Annotated in this window: 16 protein-coding genes and 1 other annotated feature; of the genes, 5 read left to right on the top strand and 11 right to left on the bottom strand. The window is 29.3% G+C overall.

The window, feature by feature from the left end; genetic code table 11:
- Positions 1 to 13: 13 nt before the first annotated feature.
- The 8 genes from ACN6I1_RS05045 to ACN6I1_RS05010 form a co-directional block, all read right to left on the bottom strand.
- A complete protein-coding gene (locus tag ACN6I1_RS05045; RefSeq protein ID WP_419742963.1) occupies positions 14 to 400 on the bottom strand; it encodes an OadG family transporter subunit in 387 nt (128 codons plus the stop codon).
- Between the two features lie 14 nt (positions 401 to 414).
- Entirely contained in the window at positions 415 to 1,962 is a 1,548-nt protein-coding gene (gene mmdA, locus ACN6I1_RS05040; protein ID WP_035117765.1) for a methylmalonyl-CoA decarboxylase subunit alpha, read from the bottom strand.
- A gap of 27 nt (positions 1,963 to 1,989) precedes the next feature.
- The gene (gene mce / locus ACN6I1_RS05035; protein WP_021429076.1) at positions 1,990 to 2,400 is read right to left on the bottom strand and encodes a methylmalonyl-CoA epimerase; all 411 of its coding nucleotides are present in this window, start codon (positions 2,398 to 2,400) and stop codon (positions 1,990 to 1,992) included.
- Positions 2,401 to 2,415: 15 nt separating this feature from the next.
- Entirely contained in the window at positions 2,416 to 3,351 is a 936-nt protein-coding gene (meaB, locus tag ACN6I1_RS05030; RefSeq protein WP_021432538.1) for a methylmalonyl Co-A mutase-associated GTPase MeaB, read from the bottom strand.
- A 13-nt stretch (positions 3,352 to 3,364) separates the two neighbouring features.
- Positions 3,365 to 3,766 carry a cobalamin B12-binding domain-containing protein gene (locus ACN6I1_RS05025; protein ID WP_085281611.1) on the bottom strand — a complete coding sequence of 134 codons (402 nt, stop codon included), beginning with the start codon at positions 3,764 to 3,766 and terminating at the stop codon, positions 3,365 to 3,367.
- 13 nt (positions 3,767 to 3,779) lie between these two features.
- Entirely contained in the window at positions 3,780 to 5,450 is a 1,671-nt protein-coding gene (locus tag ACN6I1_RS05020; protein ID WP_021432537.1) for an acyl-CoA mutase large subunit family protein, read from the bottom strand.
- 335 nt (positions 5,451 to 5,785) lie between these two features.
- A complete protein-coding gene (locus tag ACN6I1_RS05015) occupies positions 5,786 to 7,279 on the bottom strand; it encodes an acetyl-CoA hydrolase/transferase family protein (protein WP_419742962.1) in 1,494 nt (497 codons plus the stop codon).
- Between the two features lie 40 nt (positions 7,280 to 7,319).
- Positions 7,320 to 8,693, bottom strand: a complete 1,374-nt coding sequence (locus ACN6I1_RS05010; protein WP_419742961.1) for a hypothetical protein — start codon at positions 8,691 to 8,693, stop codon at positions 7,320 to 7,322.
- A 209-nt stretch (positions 8,694 to 8,902) separates the two neighbouring features.
- Between ACN6I1_RS05010 and ACN6I1_RS05005 the strand changes: the two genes are divergently transcribed.
- The gene (locus ACN6I1_RS05005) at positions 8,903 to 9,772 is read left to right on the top strand and encodes a LysR family transcriptional regulator (protein ID WP_419742960.1); all 870 of its coding nucleotides are present in this window, start codon (positions 8,903 to 8,905) and stop codon (positions 9,770 to 9,772) included.
- 76 nt (positions 9,773 to 9,848) lie between these two features.
- Positions 9,849 to 10,493, top strand: coding sequence for a Crp/Fnr family transcriptional regulator (locus tag ACN6I1_RS05000; RefSeq protein WP_419742959.1), 645 nt, complete (start codon positions 9,849 to 9,851; stop codon positions 10,491 to 10,493).
- Between the two features lie 6 nt (positions 10,494 to 10,499).
- Here the strand turns inward: ACN6I1_RS05000 and ACN6I1_RS04995 are convergent, their stop codons facing one another.
- Positions 10,500 to 11,711 carry an alanyl-tRNA editing protein gene (locus tag ACN6I1_RS04995; protein WP_419742958.1) on the bottom strand — a complete coding sequence of 404 codons (1,212 nt, stop codon included), beginning with the start codon at positions 11,709 to 11,711 and terminating at the stop codon, positions 10,500 to 10,502.
- Positions 11,712 to 11,791: 80 nt separating this feature from the next.
- Complete coding sequence (locus ACN6I1_RS04990) at positions 11,792 to 12,673, bottom strand: YegS/Rv2252/BmrU family lipid kinase (RefSeq protein WP_021428957.1); 882 nt, start codon at positions 12,671 to 12,673, stop codon at positions 11,792 to 11,794.
- Positions 12,674 to 12,893: 220 nt separating this feature from the next.
- Here ACN6I1_RS04990 and ACN6I1_RS04985 point away from each other — a divergent pair, with 220 nt between their 5' ends.
- Positions 12,894 to 14,807, top strand: coding sequence for an ABC-F family ATP-binding cassette domain-containing protein (locus ACN6I1_RS04985; protein ID WP_419742957.1), 1,914 nt, complete (start codon positions 12,894 to 12,896; stop codon positions 14,805 to 14,807).
- A gap of 35 nt (positions 14,808 to 14,842) precedes the next feature.
- On the opposite strand, the gene ACN6I1_RS04980 is transcribed toward ACN6I1_RS04985, so the two are convergent.
- Complete coding sequence (locus ACN6I1_RS04980; RefSeq protein ID WP_419742956.1) at positions 14,843 to 15,430, bottom strand: hypothetical protein; 588 nt, start codon at positions 15,428 to 15,430, stop codon at positions 14,843 to 14,845.
- Between the two features lie 177 nt (positions 15,431 to 15,607).
- Positions 15,608 to 15,824: a binding site (T-box leader), on the top strand.
- An 84-nt stretch (positions 15,825 to 15,908) separates the two neighbouring features.
- Here ACN6I1_RS04980 and ACN6I1_RS04975 point away from each other — a divergent pair.
- Positions 15,909 to 17,288: a YjiH family protein gene (locus tag ACN6I1_RS04975; protein WP_419742955.1), complete on the top strand. Its 1,380-nt coding sequence runs from the start codon at positions 15,909 to 15,911 to the stop codon at positions 17,286 to 17,288.
- Between the two features lie 233 nt (positions 17,289 to 17,521).
- Entirely contained in the window at positions 17,522 to 19,669 is a 2,148-nt protein-coding gene (locus tag ACN6I1_RS04970; protein WP_419742954.1) for a YhgE/Pip family protein, read from the top strand.
- Positions 19,670 to 19,672: the final 3 nt, after the last annotated feature.

The following is a 19,672-nucleotide window of genomic DNA, read 5'->3' as shown; positions in this document are numbered from 1 at the left end:
AACTCCCCCTGTTTTACTTTGTAATATTTTTAGGCATTCTTTCCCAACTTGATCTATTATTATTAGTTCTTTGTATCTTTGTAACTATTATATTATTTGTACTATTTCCTGTAGCAGCTGCAATTGATGCAGTTATAACTGAAACTAACTCTTCTATATTTTCATTGCTATTTTTATTTTCAATTGAAGCTTCTTGAATTGGTTCTACGTTAGCTACGTTTTTTTGTTTTCCACTTCTGTCTACTTGCAGTATTTTTATTATAAGAGATATTAGAATTAAAACTATAAAAACTACTACCATTGAAAGAATTGCTACACAAACTCCCGCTAAAAGTTTTTCCCCTATTGAAATTGAAGCTGAAGGATCTTTTAAAGCTTCTAATAATTGGCTAATATTCATAATTTACCACCTTCCTATAAAGGTATATTTCCATGTTTTTTAGGAGGTCTCTCTTCACGCTTAGATGCTAATGTATCAATAGCATCTGCTATTCTTATTCTAGATAATGAAGGTTCTATTACATCATCTATATATCCTCTTTCAGCCGCCTTATATGGAGTTGCAAATTCATCTGTATATTCTTTTATCTTTATTTCTCTCATTTCTTTTTGATCTTTAGCATTTTTAATATCATTTTTAAATATTATATTGGCAGCTCCACTAGGTCCCATAACTGCAACTTCTGCTGTTGGCCAAGCAAATACCATATCAGCTCCTAAATCTTTAGAACACATTGCAAGGTATGAACCCCCATAAGCTTTTCTAGTTATTAATGTAATTTTAGGAACTGTAGCCTCACTATATGCGTAAAGCATTTTTGCCCCATGACGGATTATACCTCCATATTCTTGAGATGTTCCTGGTAAAAATCCTGGTACGTCAACTAAGCTAAGTATAGGTATATTAAATGCATCACAAGTTCTTATAAATCTTGATGATTTATCAGATGCATTTATATCAAGTGATCCAGCCATAATCTTTGGTTGATTTGCAATTATTCCTATACTTTCACCATTTACTCTTGCAAAACCTGTTATTATATTTTGAGCAAAGAATGGTTGAACTTCATAAAAATCACCATCGTCTATTATTTCATATATAATTTCTTTCATATCATACGGTTTATTTGAACCATCTGGTATTATACTATTTAAAGCATCATTTTTTCTATTTGGATCATCTTGACATTCTACTATAGGTGCTTTTTCAGAGTTGTTGGAAGGTAGAAATGATAATAATTTTCTTATTTGAGCTATACAATCTTCATCATTTGAAGCCATAAAGTGAGCAACTCCAGAAGTTGTATTATGAGTTGATGCTCCTCCTAATTCTTCAGCTGTTACTTCTTCTCCTGTAACAGTTTTAATAACTTGAGGTCCTGTTATAAACATTTGACTAGTTTTATCTACCATATATACAAAGTCTGTTAATGCTGGAGAATAAACAGCTCCTCCTGCACAAGGCCCCATTATTGCAGAAATTTGAGGAACTACACCTGATGCAATTGTGTTTTTATAAAATATTTCTCCATATCCTGCAAGTGCATCAACAGCTTCTTGAATTCTAGCTCCTCCTGAATCATTAAGTCCAACAACAGGCGCCCCTAGCTTTAAAGCAGTATCCATAACTTTTCCAATTTTTTTCGCATGCATTTCCCCCAGTGACCCACCAAGCACAGTAAAGTCTTGTGCAAATGCACAAACTAGTCTTCCTTCCACTTTACCATATCCTGTAACTACACCTTCTCCTGGTATTTCCTTATTTTCCATTCCAAAGTTTGTACATCTATGTTTTACAAATGCATCTAATTCAACGAATGTATTTTCATCAAATAATTGATTTAATCTTTCTCTTGCAGTTAATTTGCCTGATGAATGTTGTTTATCTATTCTTTTTTGTCCCCCACCTTGTTCTATTTTATGTCTTTTTTCATAAAGTAAATTTAACTTTTCTTGTGACACAAAATCACCCCCAAATTTTTGTTATATTTAATTTCTTTCACTTAGTTCTAATAAAACTCCATCTGTTCCTTTTGGGTGGCAAAATGCTATTTTAGCATTACCAGCTCCATATCTTGGTTTTTCATCTATCATTTTATATCCCTTAGCCTTAACTTCTTCTATAGCTTTTTCTATATTGTCAACTCTAACTGCAACGTGTTGTATTCCTCCACGTCCACCATTTTTTGCTATAAATTTAGCTATTGGTCCATCTTCTGTTGTAGATTCTAATAGTTCAAGTTCTGTATCTCCAACTGGTAAAAAAGCTACTTTTACCTTTTGATCTTCAACAATTTCAGTCCCTTGGCATTTTAATCCCAATACATCTTCATAAAACTTTAAAGTTTCCTCTAAGTTATTAACCGCTATTCCTACATGATCAACTCTTAATATATCCATAACTACTCCCCCTTGTTATTTTGTAACTTTTTCAAATAACATATTGCTTATAGAGTATGGGTCAATTTCTTTACTTATAGTTTTTAATAATAAATCATCAACCTCTTTTGTATACTCTAAATTTTTAACTAAACTAGATACTTTCTTTTGGACTAATTCCTTAACTTCAATTCTATTTCTTTCTAATCTTTTTTCATTTAATTTATTACTTTCTTCTAAAAACTTCCTATGTTTCAATATATTTTCATAAACTTTATCTATTCCATCACCAGTTTCAGCAATAGCTAAACTTACAGGTGGTCTAAATTCCCAATCTTTCTTAAAGTCTAACATCATTTCTATCTCTAATGATGTTCTCTTTGCCCCATCTTTATCTGCCTTATTTACTGCAAATACATCCGCAATTTCCATAACTCCAGCTTTTATTGCCTGTATATCATCACCTAAACCTGGTACCATGACAATAAGAGTTGTATCTGCAGTTTTAACTATATCTATTTCTGATTGGCCAACCCCTACAGTTTCTATAAATATATACTCACATCCATAAGCATCTAAAACTTTTATAGCAGCTTGAGTTGCATTAGATAGTCCACCTAAACTTCCTCTAGTTCCCATAGATCTTATAAATACATCTTTATCTGTATTTAAGTCATTCATTCTGATTCTATCCCCAAGTATAGCTCCTTTTGTAAAGGGACTTGTTGGATCTATTGCTATAATTCCTACTTTTTTACCCTCTTTTCTTATAAGTTTAACTAACTTATCAGTTAAAGTAGATTTTCCAGCACCAGGAGGACCTGTTATCCCTATAACATAGGCCCTTCCAGTGTGTTTATATATGTCTTTTAAAGCATCTTCATATCCAGGCTGCTCATTTTCTACAATAGTGATAAGTCTAGCACAATCTCTTTTTTTGCCTTCTAGTACCCTATTCACTATATCTTTCATATTTATCTCCTTTTTAAGCTAATGCTCTTTTAAGATTCTCTCTAATAAAGTCTATAGTCATTGAAGTTGGAGTTCCTGGAGTAAATATTTCTGCAATTCCTTTTTCTTTTAAGTATGGAATATCATCTTCAGGAATTACGCCTCCACCTATTACTAATATATCCTCAGCTTCTTCTTCATTTAGCAATTCTACAACTTTCGGTAGTAAGTGGTTATGAGCTCCTGATAATATACTCATTGCAACAACATCAACGTCTTCTTGTATAGCTGCTGCTACAATTTGTTCTGGAGTTTGTCTAAGCCCTGTATATATAACCTCCATACCAGCATCTCTTAATGCTCTTGCTATTACTTTAGCTCCTCTATCATGTCCATCTAATCCTGGTTTTGCAACTAATACTCTTATTGGTCTCATATCAATATACCCCCTATATCATAACCGTTTGTTTATATTCACCAAACTCTTCTCTCATAACGCCACAAACTTCTCCTAATGTAGCATATTCTCTAACTGCTTCTAATATATATGGCATTACATTTTCATCAGAGTTACAAGCTTTTCTAAGTGCTTCTAGAGCTTGTTTAACTTTTTCACCATTTCTTCTTTCTTTAAGTTCTTGTATCTTTTCTTTTTGTCTTTCTCCAACCATTGGGTCAACTTTTAATAATCCTTTTGGAGATTGTTCTTCTATTTGGAATTTATTAACTCCAACGATTATTCTATCATTGTTTTCAATTTCTTTTTGATATCTATATGCACTATCCATTATTTCTTGTTGTATAAATCCTTTTTCTATAGCTTGTGGTGCTCCACCTAATTCATCTATTTTTTCTATTAATCTTAATGCTTCTTCTTCTATTTGGTTAGTTAGACTTTCTATATAATAAGAACCTGCTAGTGGATCTATACTATCTGCTACTCCACTTTCGTGTGCTACAATTTGTTGTGTTCTAAGTGCTACTCTTACTGAATCTTCTGTTGGAAGTGCTAGTGCTTCGTCTTTTGAATTTGTGTGTAATGATTGAGTACCTCCAAGTACTGCTGCTAATGTTTGAATTGCCACTCTGACTATGTTATTTTCAGGTTGTTGTGCTGTAAGTGTACAACCAGCTGTTTGAGTATGGAACTTAAGTGCCCATGATTTTGGATTAGTCGCTTTAAATCTTTCTTTCATAACTTTTGCCCAGATTCTTCTTGCTGCTCTAAATTTTGCAACCTCTTCTAATAAGTTGTTGTGTGCATTGAAGAAGAATGATAATCTAGGTGCAAAGTCATCTACATTTAAACCTGCTGCTATAGCTGAGTTTACATAAGCTATACCATCAGCTAATGTAAAGGCTACTTCTTGAACTGCATTTGATCCTGCTTCTCTTATATGATAACCTGATATACTTATCGTGTTCCATTTAGGTACTTCTTTTGAACAATATTCAAATATATCAGTTATTAATCTCATGGATGGTTTTACTGGGAATATATATGTTCCCCTTGCTACATATTCCTTTAATATATCATTTTGTATCGTACCTCTTAATTTGTCAGCTGAAACTCCTTGCTTTTCAGCAACTGCTATGTACATTGCTAAAAGTACTGATGCTGGTGCATTTATAGTCATTGATGTTGATACCTTATCTAAAGGTATTCCATCAAATAATATTTCCATATCTGCTAATGAATCTATACAAACTCCAACTTTTCCAACTTCTCCCTCTGATATTGCATCATCTGAGTCATAACCCATTTGAGTCGGAAGGTCAAATGCTACGGAAAGCCCCATAGATCCTTGGTCTATTAGATATTTATATCTTTGATTTGATTCTTCTGCTGTTGCAAATCCAGCATACATTCTCATAGTCCAGAATTTTCCTCTATACATTGTAGGTTGAACACCCCTTGTATATGGATACTGTCCTGGATATCCTAGATCATTTTCATAATCAAATTCTGCATCTAATGGTGTATATAACCTTTTCATTTCTTGCCCTGTGTCAAACTCGAATTTTTCTTTTCTTTCTGGGAATCTAGCTATAGACTTATTAACTTTTCCTTCCTCCCATTTATTAAAGCTCTCTTGAATTTGTTCCTTGTTTTTCGTCATATGAACTCCCCCTATTCTTTATCTCTAAACAATTATGATTTTTTAGAGATTATATATATTAAGTTTTAATATAAATTTTTAATAAATACCCCTTCACTAAAATTATTACATACCTTTACCTAAGATTGCAATCGTTTTTATGCAAGTTTTATTTCATCACTGAATTACACTTTAAAATTTGAAATTTTCAAAATTTAATCTTTCATACTGTCAAACTTTAATTTTGAAAATATAGATAAATTCAATCAATTCATATACGTTTTGATTGAATTTATCTACTTACAATGCAACTATTACTTATTTTTCTTCATTATTATAATAAAAATTTTTAATTTTTATTTAATCATACTTCCATCATCTAGAAATTTTTTATGCCACGATAAAGATTCTTCTAAAATATGTGGTGTATGTTTATACTTACCCTCGCAAGCTCTATTGAAGTAATCATATAAAGCATCTTTATAGTCAGGATGTGCACAATTTTTTATTATTTCTTCTGCTCTTTCCTTTGGAGATAGTCCTCTTAAATCTGCTACCCCTTGTTCTGTTACAATTACCATTACATCATGTTCTGTATGATCATGGTGTGATACCATAGGCACTATACTAGATATTTTTCCATCCTTAGCTATTGATTCTGTTGTAAAAATAGTTAAATAACCATTTCTAGAAAAATCACCTGATCCTCCAATTCCATTCATCATTCTGCTACCCATTATATTGGTTGAATTAACATTTCCATATATATCTACTTCTATTGCAGTATTTATAGCTATTACGCCTAATCTTCTAGCAACTTCAGGACTATTACTTATCTCTTGAGGTCTAAGAATTAATTTATCTTTATATTTACTAAAATTCTCATAAAAATTATCTAGTCTTTCTGGAGATATAGTTAATGATGTCCCCGATGCAAATTTTACTTTTCCACACTCTATTAAATCTATAACACTATCTTGTATTACTTCTGAATACACTACCAATTCTTCAAATTTTGATTCTACCAGACCTCCAAGAATTGCATTTGCTACACTTCCAACTCCAGACTGAAGAGGTAATAAATTTTTTGGAAGTCTCTTAGCTTCTACTTCTTTTTCTAGGAAACTTATAAGATTTTTAGCCATTTTTTCTGATACTGAATCAATAGGTGCAACAGATCTTGTTTTATCTTTTATATCTGTATATACTATTGCTGCTATTTTATCTTTATTACAAATAATATATGGAGTTCCTATTTTATCATCAGGTTTGACTAATGGAATTGGCTTTCTATTTGGAGGAGCTTCTAAGTTATAAATATCATGTATTCCCTCTAAATCCATTGGTTGAGATGTATTTATTTCTATTATTACTTTATCTGCACACTCTACAAATACATTTGAATTTCCTATTGATGTAGAAGGAATTATATATCCTTCTTCTGTTATAGCAACTGCTTCTACCAATGCTATATCCATGTTCCCAAAAAATCCATACTTAACCCATTGTGGAGTATGACTTAAATGCATATCTGAATAATTTATAGATGAATTGTTTATAGAGTTTCTACAACTTGAATTTGTTTGATATGGATACCTTCTTTTTATAATTCCAAGTTCACTTAAAGCTCCGTCTAGTTCAGGTCCTACAGATGCTCCAGTTATAAGCGTAATACCTATATCTTCTCCATTTTTCACTCTATCAGCTAAAGCTAGTGGTACTGCTTTGGGATATCCTGCAGGTGTAAATCCACTAGTTCCTACAACCATATTATCCTCAAATAATTTAGCGGCTTCTTTAGCACTCATTACTTTGCTTTTTAATTCATCACATCTTAATCTTTTATCCATAAGTTTCCCCTCCTAGCATATTTTATTTTAAATACAATAATTACATTGGTAATTTATGAAGTATTATAGTGAAAATAACCATTCCTAAAAGCGCAAATGGGTACGTTGCTCCATATCCTGCAGCTGGTTCATCACCGCCTAAAGCCTCAACAGCTGCTCCTAGTCCAGGTGTAGATGTCATACCTCCACATATAGCTCCTGATAACATCGGCCAGTTGATCTTTAGTACATACTTTCCTAAGAAAAATCCAACCATCATGCCTACTGTTCCAACTACTACAGAAACAATTCCTAGATATGCTCCAGCTCCTACTAACGCATCCACAGCCTTGTATCCATATCTTAATCCTACAATCGCTAAGAAAAATGCTAATGCAACATCTCTTATAACGCCTAGAACCTTTGAGTCCATTCTGAAACTTATACTTCCAACTTTACCTATATAGCCTAGTATTAATGATCCTATCAAAACCCCACCTGTTGAACCTAAGCTAAAATAGCCTATAAATGGTAAATATATATTTATGTTTCCAATTATATATCCGAATGTACATGCTATTACAAATCCTAAAATATCAAACTTACTTTCTTTTATTTCTTTGGATGAATTGCTTGATTTCTTTGCATCTTCTAATTCTTTTTTATATTGCAATTTCTCTTTTTCTACATCTATTTTAAATATTGTTGGGAAGAAATTTACAGCTAATATAACTATCAATACTCCAAATGGATATCCAATTGCATGACCTGCTCCAATGCTTGCTTCTGCATTTACTATATACTGTTGCTTTATATCATCTGTTAATTGAAATTCATTTAAATCTTTTGGTATATCTTCTATTCCCGCCATTTTTAGAAATTGTTCTTTTTCTACTAGGCTCATATCGTTGAACTCTGATACTCTTTGAGTTGCATGCCCCCTAGCTGTTTCTATTGCCGCTGCTAAGCCTGGTGAACTTGTAAGTGCTCCAGTGTACACCCCAGATACTTCATATGGATTTGAGTCATCACTAAACAATGTAGCTCCATACGTTGCTACGGCACTTGTACATGTTATCATCATACCAAGTACTACAAATTTCAGGCCATATTTTTTTAATACTATACCCATATCTTTTGCTGCTAATAATCCTACTGCACAAACAAATAATATTAAAAATATTTCAAAAAAATCACTCGATACTACACCTACTGATAGTAATTCTTGTGCAGACTTAAATGCTTGAGAACCTTCAGGTACATTTGCTGCGTATTTAAAAGCCCCCCATCCAATTATAAGTCCTGTGAATAATGCTCCTGATATACCAAACTTAAATTTTCCAAACTTAAGTTTTCCAAATATAAGTCCCGTGACAATAGCTATGAACATAAGCATAAATTGGCTTAAAAATACATCCGCAAAACTAAAACTCATATGCATTCCTCCTATTAAATTTTTATTATAAATTCCTGAAAGTTAATTAGATATGATTTAATTTGCTTGATTGAATAAAATATTGTTAAGTTAGTAAATATATTGCCTTTAAGAATATTCTATATAAGTATTTAATAAATGTATAATACATAGTTTGTTATATATTTATATCAAATTTGTTATATAATCTAGGATGGTGATTTTATTAAATGGAACTCCTTCATCTTAAATATTTTCAAACAGTTGCAAAAACTCAACATATGACTAATGCCGCCAAAAAATTGCATATCGTTCAACCTGCTTTAAGTAGAATTATTAACTCATTAGAAAAGGAAATCGGCGTCGATTTGTTTGATAGAAATGGAAAAAAGATAATTTTAAATTCAAATGGAGAGATGTTTTTAAAAACGGTTAATGAATCACTTTCAATTTTAGAAAATGGAGTTAAGGAACTTCTGGATACTAACAACCAATCAAAACCAGAGATAAAGCTTTTAGTTCTAGCTGGATCTAATACCTTGCCTAATTTAATTTTAAACTTCAAAAAAGATCATCCCGACACTACCTTTAAACTGCTTCAACATGTTGATGGTGAAATAGATTATAAAAATTTTGATTTTTGTATATCCTCTACATTAGATGAGGTCCATGATCCATTTTCTATAACCTTATTAGAAGAAGAATTATTTATAGGTATGCCTAGCAACCATCCTCTTGCTACTAAAAATGCTATATTTTTAGAAGAAATCGCAAATGAAAATTTTATAAGCTTTCAATCTAATAAACCTTTTAGGACTATTTCTTATTCACTTTGCAAGTATGCAGGCTTTAACCCTACTATAGTCTTTGAAAGCGATGTACCTTCAATAGTTAGACAATTGATTATTGCTGGTCTCGGCATAAGTTTTATACCTGAAGTATCATGGGGCATACATGCAGATGATTCTCTAAAGTTGCTTAGAGTTATAGACCCTGTTTGTAAAAGATACATAAATATTTCTTGGCATCCGGATAATTATATTAGTAAATATGCAAAAGAATTTCGAGATTTTGCAGTTGAATACTACTCTATGTTATAATTTATTAAAGCCTATGTTTAAGTTATTAAATTTAATTTAATTAGGCTGACAATAATCTATTTTATAAGGTGGAATCATGTTTAAAAACTTAACTAAAAAAGAAATACTCGATTTGTTTAAAGATTCTAAATATACAATGAAAAAATATAATAAAGAAGATATAATAGCCCTTGAAGGTCATCCTTGTAATTCTATAGGGTTGATTTTAGGCGGCGGTGTTGATATTAAAAGATTTTTGCCTGGTGATAAAGTTATTTTAATGTCATCTTTTTCAAAAGGAAATTTATTTGGCGAAGTCATAACCTTTTCAGATATAAATATATATCCAGCTACAGTTGTATCTAATTCAAAAACTGAGGTGATGTTTATTGATAAATATGACTTTATAGACTTTTGTTCTAATCACAAAAATATATTAATATCATTTTTAAATGATATTACAAATAAAATTGTAGAACTTAATAAAACAGTTAAAACTATTTCTTTTGTAAGCATCAGACAAAAAATTGCAAGTTTCTTATTAGATGAGTATAACTTACAAAATAGCAATTTTATAAAAATGCCTAAAACTAAAACTAAACTAGCAGAAACTTTAGGAGTACCTAGACCTTCTTTATCTAGAGAGTTCATAAATATGAAAAATGATAATCTAATTGATTATACTAATGATTATGTAAAATTGCTTGATATAGAAAAACTTAGAAATATAATAACAGAGTAGGAAATCCTACTCTGTTATTTTTAATAAATTTGATATTTTCATAGATACATAATCAAACATTGAATCTATATTTCCATTATTTTTTCCTGCACCTTGGGCTAAAACTTTACTTCCGCCACCTTTACCATCTACTAACTTTATAGAATCTTTTAATAAATCATTCATATTAACCTTATCTATTCCTTTTGATGTAGCAAATATAAAGTTAACTTTATCTTCATTTTTAACTGCTATTAAAGCTATTGTATTTTCATTTTCAACTAACTTAGAAACAATTTTGGATGCGTATTTTATATTTTCGTTTTCATATGTTTTCTTAATTAAAGATATATCTCCTATTTTTTCTCCTAAATCTATCATTTCTTTAACTTGATATCTAGCTATTTCACTTTCTATCTTTTTATTGTATTGTATTATATCTTCTAAATTTTTATGTAAGTTCTTAATTCCATTAATAGCGTCTTTATCTCCACACTTTAGATATCTACATATATCACTTAAGCAATTATCTCTGTCCATGCTGTACTCAATTGCTCTTTTACCTGCCAAATACTCTATTCTAGTAGCATTTCTACATTTTTCAAATCTTTTTATTTTTATCATTCTAAGAGATAGTGTTGATCTTGGATGTACACCACAACATGCATTTATATCTAGATCCCCTATTTTCACAACTCTTATTTGTTCATTAGTTTTAGGCAAATCTCTTCTTAATCCCATTTTCTTTAATTCTTTTTTATCAGGAGTTAAAAATTCTGCATATATATCTCTATTTATAATTTCATTTGCAAAGTTTTCAGCTTCTCTAATTTGTTCTTCAGTTAAAAAACCTTGTATATCTACAGTGCTAATATCTTGTCCTAAGTGAAAACCTACTGTATTTGCATTAAATAACTTGAAAAAACATCCAGATAGAACATGTTGCCCAAAATGTTGATTCATACCATCTTCTCTTTTTTCCCAATCTATAATGCATTTTACTTTATGCACTTTTATAGGCTTAGTTTTTGTTACATGAAATACTAAACCATCTTCCTCATATACAGCTATTACTTCGTGATTATCAATTTTCCCAGTATCACAAAACTGACCTCCTCCTCCAGGGAAAAATGCAGTTTTATCTAATTGAATATGAAAATTAGAATCTTTTTCTTTTATATCAACAATTTCTGCTGTGAATTCTTTTATATATTGATCTTTATAATATAACTTTTCCATTTTGTACTCCTTTTTATTTGATATATACAAGTATAAACTAAAATCCACATTTCTATCAATGTGGATTTTTATAATTTACCTTATTCAATTCCTAATATCTTAATACCTTCTTTATCACATTTTATATGAAGAGGAAAATCAGGACCCCTTTCTCCATCTATATCTGTCACTATATTTTCTTCACAATCTATATACAAATCATCTGTTTTAAAATATATAATTTCATTGTATTTATCTATAGGTGCTCCTTTTATAATATCTAAAAGAAGTGGAATAGTTTTAGGTATTGGCATTGCCTTAAAAATTATTACATCTAAGTATCCATCATCTAACATAGCATAATGTGCTAAGTTTATATTTCCTGCAGTTCTTCCATTTAAAACTAAAATCAAGTACATATCACCTTCGTACTCTAACTCTTTTGACTTAACATGTACACTAAATTTTCTTAAATGAAGCGCATCTTCTATTCCTTTTATTATATATGATACTCTACCTATAGAATTTTTTAGGTTTTCATCTACTCTTTGTGAAACATCTGTAAACATACCCGAACTTGCAATATTTACAAAATAATCTTCATTAATAATTCCTAAATCTATATTTGTAGGTTTTGAATTAATTATCTTATCTATTGCTAAATTTATGTCTAATGGTATCTTAAGCACATTTGCAAAATCATTTGCAGTTCCAGTAGGAAGTATTGCAATTGGCAAATCTATATTATTTTTTTTCATGAAGTTTACAAGCCTATCTATGCTTCCATCTCCTCCAGCAACTAAAATATACTCATAGTTATCATTAATATCTTCTAACCCTTTTTCCATGGTATTGTTTTTAGATACTCTATATGGCACAATTGTATATCCATTATCTTGAAATTTAGATATTATATTATCTAGCTTGTACACTATTTTTTTATCACCAGAATTTGGATTGTATATAAACTTAATTTTTTTCATCTACATCACCACTTTTCCATTATGTATATAACAAGTTCTATATCTATTTTAATATTATGTTTACTTATAAGCAATTATATTATAAAAATATATTTATATTAATTTTTTTATTTCATTTTATAGTATGTACACATACTGTTATTATATTTTTTAAATTCCTATATAACACAAAAACTGTTATAATAGTTTAGTAAATTAAAATAACTATAAGGGTGATAAAATGAACTTAATTACATTAGAAAATATAACAAAGAGTTACTCTGAAAAAGTACTAGTTAACAATATATCTTTAGGAATAAATGATGGAGAAAAAATAGGCCTTATAGGTGTTAATGGTACTGGTAAATCTACTTTACTTAAAATAATATCAGGTGCAGAAGAACCTGATAGTGGTACTGTAACTAAACCTAATAAAGTTAGAATAGAATACCTTCCTCAAAATCCATATTATGATGAAAATGCTACAGTTCTTGAGCAAGTTTTTAAGGGAACATCTAATGAAATGAAACTTCTTCGTGATTATCAAAGTATATTAGACAGTTTAAGCGAAAACTTTAATGAAGATTTAAATAATGATTTAATAAAGTTACAAGAAAAAATTGATGCGCTTAATCTTTGGGACCTTGAGAGCGAAGCAAAATCAGTTTTAACAAAGCTTGGTATCGTTAATTTCAATCAAAAAATTGCTGAATTATCTGGAGGTCAAAGAAAAAGAATATCACTTGCATCAGCACTTATAACACCTTGTGAGCTATTGATTTTAGATGAACCTACAAACCATTTAGATAATGATACTATAGATTGGCTTGAAGAATATTTAAATAACAAAAACTTATCATTACTTATGATAACTCATGATAGATATTTTTTAGATAGAGTTACAAATAGAATAGTTGAACTTGATAAGGGTAGACTTTTTAGTTATGATGGAAATTATTCTGCATTTCTTGAGAAAAAAATGGAAAGATTAGCTCTAGAGTCTAGCATGGAACAAAAAAGACAAAGTTTAATAAGAACTGAACTTGCTTGGGTTAGACGAGGAGCTCGTGCTCGTACAACTAAACAAAAAGCTAGACTTCAACGATTTGATGACCTTGTCAATACTGAGGTATTATCTGGAAATGAAAATCTTGAAATAACTACTGCATCAAGTAGACTTGGTAAAAAAATTATAGAAATTCATAATATCTCTAAATCATTTGGAGAAAAAAAATTAATCACCGATTTAGAGTATGCAATTGCTAGAACTGATAGAATTGGAATAATAGGTAAAAACGGTATAGGTAAATCAACTTTAATAAACATATTAAATGGTAAATTAAATCCAGACTCTGGTCATATAGAAATTGGTGAAACAGTAAAAATCGGTTGTTTCTCTCAAGATGATGCTCATATGAATTTAGAAATGCGTGCTATAGATTATGTTAAAGAAGTTAGTGATTACATAGAAACGTCTGATGGTCAAAAAATAACTGCATCTCAATTGTGTGAAAGATTTTTATTTGACGGAACTATGCAATATACACTGATTAAAAAACTTTCAGGTGGAGAAAGACGTAGACTTCATCTTTTAAGAACCTTAATGTCTGCACCTAATGTGCTTCTTTTAGATGAGCCTACAAATGACTTAGATATAGAAACATTAAATAGACTTGAAGATTATTTAGATGAGTTTCCAGGCGTAGTTATATGTGTTTCTCATGATAGATATTTCCTAGATAGAATATGTAATAAAATATTTGCATATAGCGGAAATGGTGAAATAGACATTTTTACTGGTAACTATAGTGATTATCTAATATTTAAAGAAAGTCAACCTGACGAAATTGAAATCGTTGAAGAAAAACCTAAAAGCGAAGTAAAAAAAGAAAAACCTAAAAATAATAAAAAATTAAAATTTACATTTAATGAACAAAGAGAATTCGATACTATAGACGATGATATATCTTCTCTTGAAAATAAAATTCAATCTATTGATGATAATTTAGATAAATATTCAACTGATTTTACTAAATTACAAGAAATGCTTGATGAAAAATCAAAATTAGAAAAAGAACTTGAGTTTAAATATGAAAGATGGGAATATTTAAATAACTTAGCTGAGGAAATAGATAGTAATAAAAATATAAATTAAAAAATGACCTTTTAAAGGTCATTTTTTAATTTATTTTAATCTTCAATTATATAGAAACTATCAAAAATAGAATCTATTATATCTCTATATTCATCAACTAAAAATTCATCCACATCTATTTTAAATTCATATATCCCCTTATTTCCAGAAGTAATTAATGTGTAGTTTATAGTTCCTTGAATAGACTTACTTACTATTATTTTTCCATTTTTATAATTTCTAATCTCATCTATATTTGACATGTTTTTTATAACAGAATCAACAGAAACTAAATCAATACAACCATCTGGAATTTCTATTAAAAATCCATGTGTTTTTATATTATAAAAATCAAAATCCTCATCTTTTTCCATAGTTATAGTGTCAAAACATTTGTCATCTATAGTGTTTAACTTTATGAAATGAGTTGGTATTTCTACTACATATCCAAGTTTGCTTTTTATTTTATCATATGTTAAATTTTTTACTAATTTTTTGCATTCATGCTCTTCTTTCCTAATTTTTCTCAAGTAATACAATGATTTTTTAAATCCTTCTTCATAGGCTTTTAAAAAATATTTTTTAGCCTCTTTAGATTCACCAATCTCTAGTAAATTTATTGCTTTTTCATAATTATTAGACAAGAACATCCTCCCCCAAACTAAATTTTATTTCTTATTTAATATTTTAATATATATTATGCTTTTACCCTTGTTAAAATTCTATCATTATTTTATTGCTATTTTGGAAATTTTTTAATAATTCGTTTTTTTCATTGACAACATTCATTTTTTTTATTACGATAGTTATAAATGAATATTAAAAATTCTGTGAAAAAGAGAGTAACTATAAATGGATTTTCAGCGAACTAGGGTTGGTGTGAGCCTAGTAATGAAGTTTATTGTGAAGAGAGCTTTGGAGAATATAGTTTGAAACTAAGTATGACTATAGGTTTTCTCGCCTTAAGAGATTAAGTGGATAGGATAATTTTTTATTTCTATCAACCAGAGTGGTACCGCGGAAATTTTCGTCTCTTGGCTTTTGCCAAGGGACTTTTTTAATTTAAAAATAAATGCATTTATAAAGACGTTTTAATATAAAATTCAAAGGAGATATTATTTTATGGAGAACAACATTAGCTTTTATAACAAACCTACATCAAATAGTTTCATTAAGTTTTTAATCCCCTCATTATTAGGATTAATATTATTTGTAATACCTCTTCCATATGGGAATATGGTACCAATTGAAGGAATTTCTTCAATAAACATAGGAATTGGATTTTTAGCTGAATTAATAAAAATATCATTTTCTAATTATTTAGATTATATAGCACTTATAGTAATTGTTTTATCAGCACTTTTATCTATATTAAGCAAATTTGTAAATATTAAAAATAATTTTCTTAAAAGTATACTAGATGTTCCTTTATTTTGGTTATCTTTTAGAGTATTAGGTGCGATATTTGTATCTATGACGGTTTTAGGATTTGGACCTGAATTCGTTAAGTCTGAAGTTACTGGACAGACAATTTTAGGAATTTTACCTAGTCTTTTAGCAATTTTCTTAGTTTCGGGATTTTTATTACCTTTAGTTGTAGACTTTGGTCTTATGGATTTTGTAGGAACTTTGATTTCTAAATTTATGTACAATATATTTAAAGTTCCTGGTCGTTCTGCTGTAGATGCTATATCGTCTTGGTTAGGTGATGGTACTCTTGGTATTATGATAACAAATACTCAATATAAGCAAGGGTTTTATACTGCAAAAGAAGCTTGTATAATATCTGTTTGTTTTTCATTAGTTTCTTTACCTTTCTCAACAGTTATAGCTGATCAGTTAGGATTAATGAGCTTGTTTGTTCCTTTTTATGGTTGTGTTTGTGTTGCTTCTTTAGCATGTGCTATTATAATGCCTCGTATATACCCTTTAGCTCATATTAAAGATACAACTTATAACAATGTAGACCATCTAAAAGAAGAGCTTATTCCAGAAGATGAGAATGTATTTTCATTTGCTTTATCTAAAGCTTTATATAGAGCTGAAAATGCACCTTCTTTAAATCTAATCATTAAAAATGGATTTAAAACTGTTGTAGATATGTATTTAGCTTTACTTCCTCTTGTAATGGCCTGGGGAACAATTGCACTTATAGTAGCTGAGTTTACACCTATATTTACTTGGATATCATTCCCTGTAGTCTTTTTACTTAAGCTACTTCAAATACCTAATGCCGTAGAAGCTGCACCAGCTGTATTAGTTGGGTTTGCTGATATGTTTTTACCTTCTATAATGGTATCAGGTGCTCACTTTGATATATTAACGAAATTTATAATAGGAGCTTTATCTATAACGCAACTTCTATACTTAACAGAAACAGGTGCTGTTATATTAAAATCAGATATTCCATTAAATTTAAAAGATTTATTTATTATATTTTTGACAAGAACTTTAATAGCTTTACCAATTATAACGATATTAGCTAAGTTAATATTAAAGTAATAGTAAAATCTTAGATGGTCAAATAGGCCATCTTTTTTAATTTCAACTGTAATTAAAATTATGTCGACATAAGCAAAGTATTTTTTTTATTTGTCATATACTTGATTACTTTGGTTATAATTACTATATAAGTATAATTTTTAATATATTTTAATTTTAATATTGACTATTTGGACTAAAAACATTATAATTTAAATTTGTTAGAATTCTTACTTTCGGAGGTGAATATTATATTGAGAAACATCCTTAATATATTTAAAAAAGATTTAAAAGACATATTTACAAATTATGCTATGCTTATAGTTGTAATCGCACTTTGTATTTTACCTTCTTTATATGCATGGTTTAATATAAAGGCATCTTGGGATCCATATGGTAGTACTAGTAACATATCTGTAGCTATTGTAAACAACGATAAAGGTACTACTGTAAGGGACAAAGAAATCAATATCGGTGATGAACTTGTAAAAAACCTAAAAGATAACTCTGATTTAGGCTGGAAATTCGTTAATAAAGATAATGCTTTAAAAGGCGTTAAAGATGGTAAGTATTATGCATCTATTGAGATACCTGCAAATTTCTCAAAAGATTTAACTTCTCTTATATCATCTGATGTTAAAAAAGGTGAATTAATTTACTCTGTAAATGAGAAGATAAATGCTATTGCTCCAAAAATTACGGATAAAGGAGCATCTACTATACAATTACAAATAAATCAAACTGTAGTTGAAACAGTAAGTCAAGTTTTATTTGAGGTATCTAATGAATTAGGAATAGAACTTGAAGGACAAATTCCAAAACTAAACGATGTTGAAAACTCTTTAGTTGAAGTACAAGGTAAATTTGGAGATTTAAACGAAACAATAAATCTTGCATCTAATGGTGTTGTTAAAGCTACCGATTTAGTTAAAGATATTCAAAAAGATTTACCTTTAATAAAAAATACTATAAACCAAGCTCAAGGATTGTCAGCTGATGTTCAAAAGTTTTTAAAGAGTTCTCAAGATAGTATAAATAAAGTTGCTCCTATAATAAAGAATGATATAGGCTTAATGAATGATATATCTAACTCTATTATGGATACTGCAAATGCACTTAACAATGCAATAAAGAATGGTTCTGATGATGCTATAATGTTAATAGATAATCTATCAAGTAAGTTACATAATTTAGCAACTATAAATAATTCTGTTTTAGAGTTTTTAACTAAATTAAATAACCTTACTCAAAACCATCCTTTAACTGATACTATAAACAGATTAAAGGATTTAGATTCAAAATTAACTCAAGGTATGAATTCGTTAAGCTCAATAAAGAGTCAAATTCAAAGTGGACAGACACCTGCTGATGATGTTTTAGGTAATGTCTTAAAAATAGGATCTGATATACAGTCAATTACATCTTCATTATATAATAATTTTGATGGTAAAGTTTCAGGCCCTATAAATGATATATTTGAAAAAGGATATTCTGTTAGTGATGATGTTATAAAAACACTTCAAGAGGCTGAAAATAAGCTTCCTCAGGCTGAAGATATACTAAATACTACACTTAAGTTATCAGATAAAGGTCTTGAAGGAATTAACTACGCTAAAGAAAAATTACCTAAAGTTGAAAGTATGGTTAATGAACTTACTGATGCAGTTAAAAAAGTAAATGATGAAGAAAATCTTAATGATTTAGTTAAATTACTTAAAAATGATATAGTATCTAAAAAGAACTTCTTAAAAGAACCTGTTACGGTTAAAGAAAATAAGTTATATCCAATAGAAAATTATGGATCAGCTATGACTCCATTCTATACAGTATTATCATTATGGGTTGGATTACTTTTATTATCTTCACTTTTATCTGCTGAGGTTCATGGAAATTATAAATCTTATGAGGTTTATTTTGGTAGAGGTCTTACATTTGTATCAATTGCAATAGTCCAAGCATTAATAGTAAGTCTAGGAGACATTTATGTACTTGGTGTAAAACCTGTAGATCCAGTTCTACTAGTATTAGGTTCTATATTTACAAGTATAGTATTTACAGCTATTGTTTATTCTCTACTTTCTGTATTCGGTAATATGGGTAAAGCTATGGGAATTATACTTTTAGTTATACAAGTAGCTGGTTCAGGTGGTACATTCCCAATAGAAGTTACACCTAAGTTTTTCCAAATGGTAAATCCATATCTACCATTTACTTATTCAATTTCTATGTTAAGAGAATCTGTTGGTGGGGTTTATACGCCTGTATTATATAGAGATTTAGCTATTCTAACATTCTATATAGTAATTTCTCTTATAATTGCATTACCACTGAAAAAACCTATAAACAAAATTTATCATAAATTTAATGAAAAATTCAGCGAGAGTGGTCTTTCTGAACATTAAAAA

It is taken from the genome of Paraclostridium dentum (assembly GCF_048568265.1).
In the GTDB taxonomy this organism is placed as follows: Bacteria; Bacillota; Clostridia; order Peptostreptococcales; family Peptostreptococcaceae; genus Paraclostridium; species Paraclostridium dentum.
The sequence above is the reverse complement of the archived record's forward strand: the minus strand, read 5'-3'. Positions and strand labels throughout refer to the sequence as shown.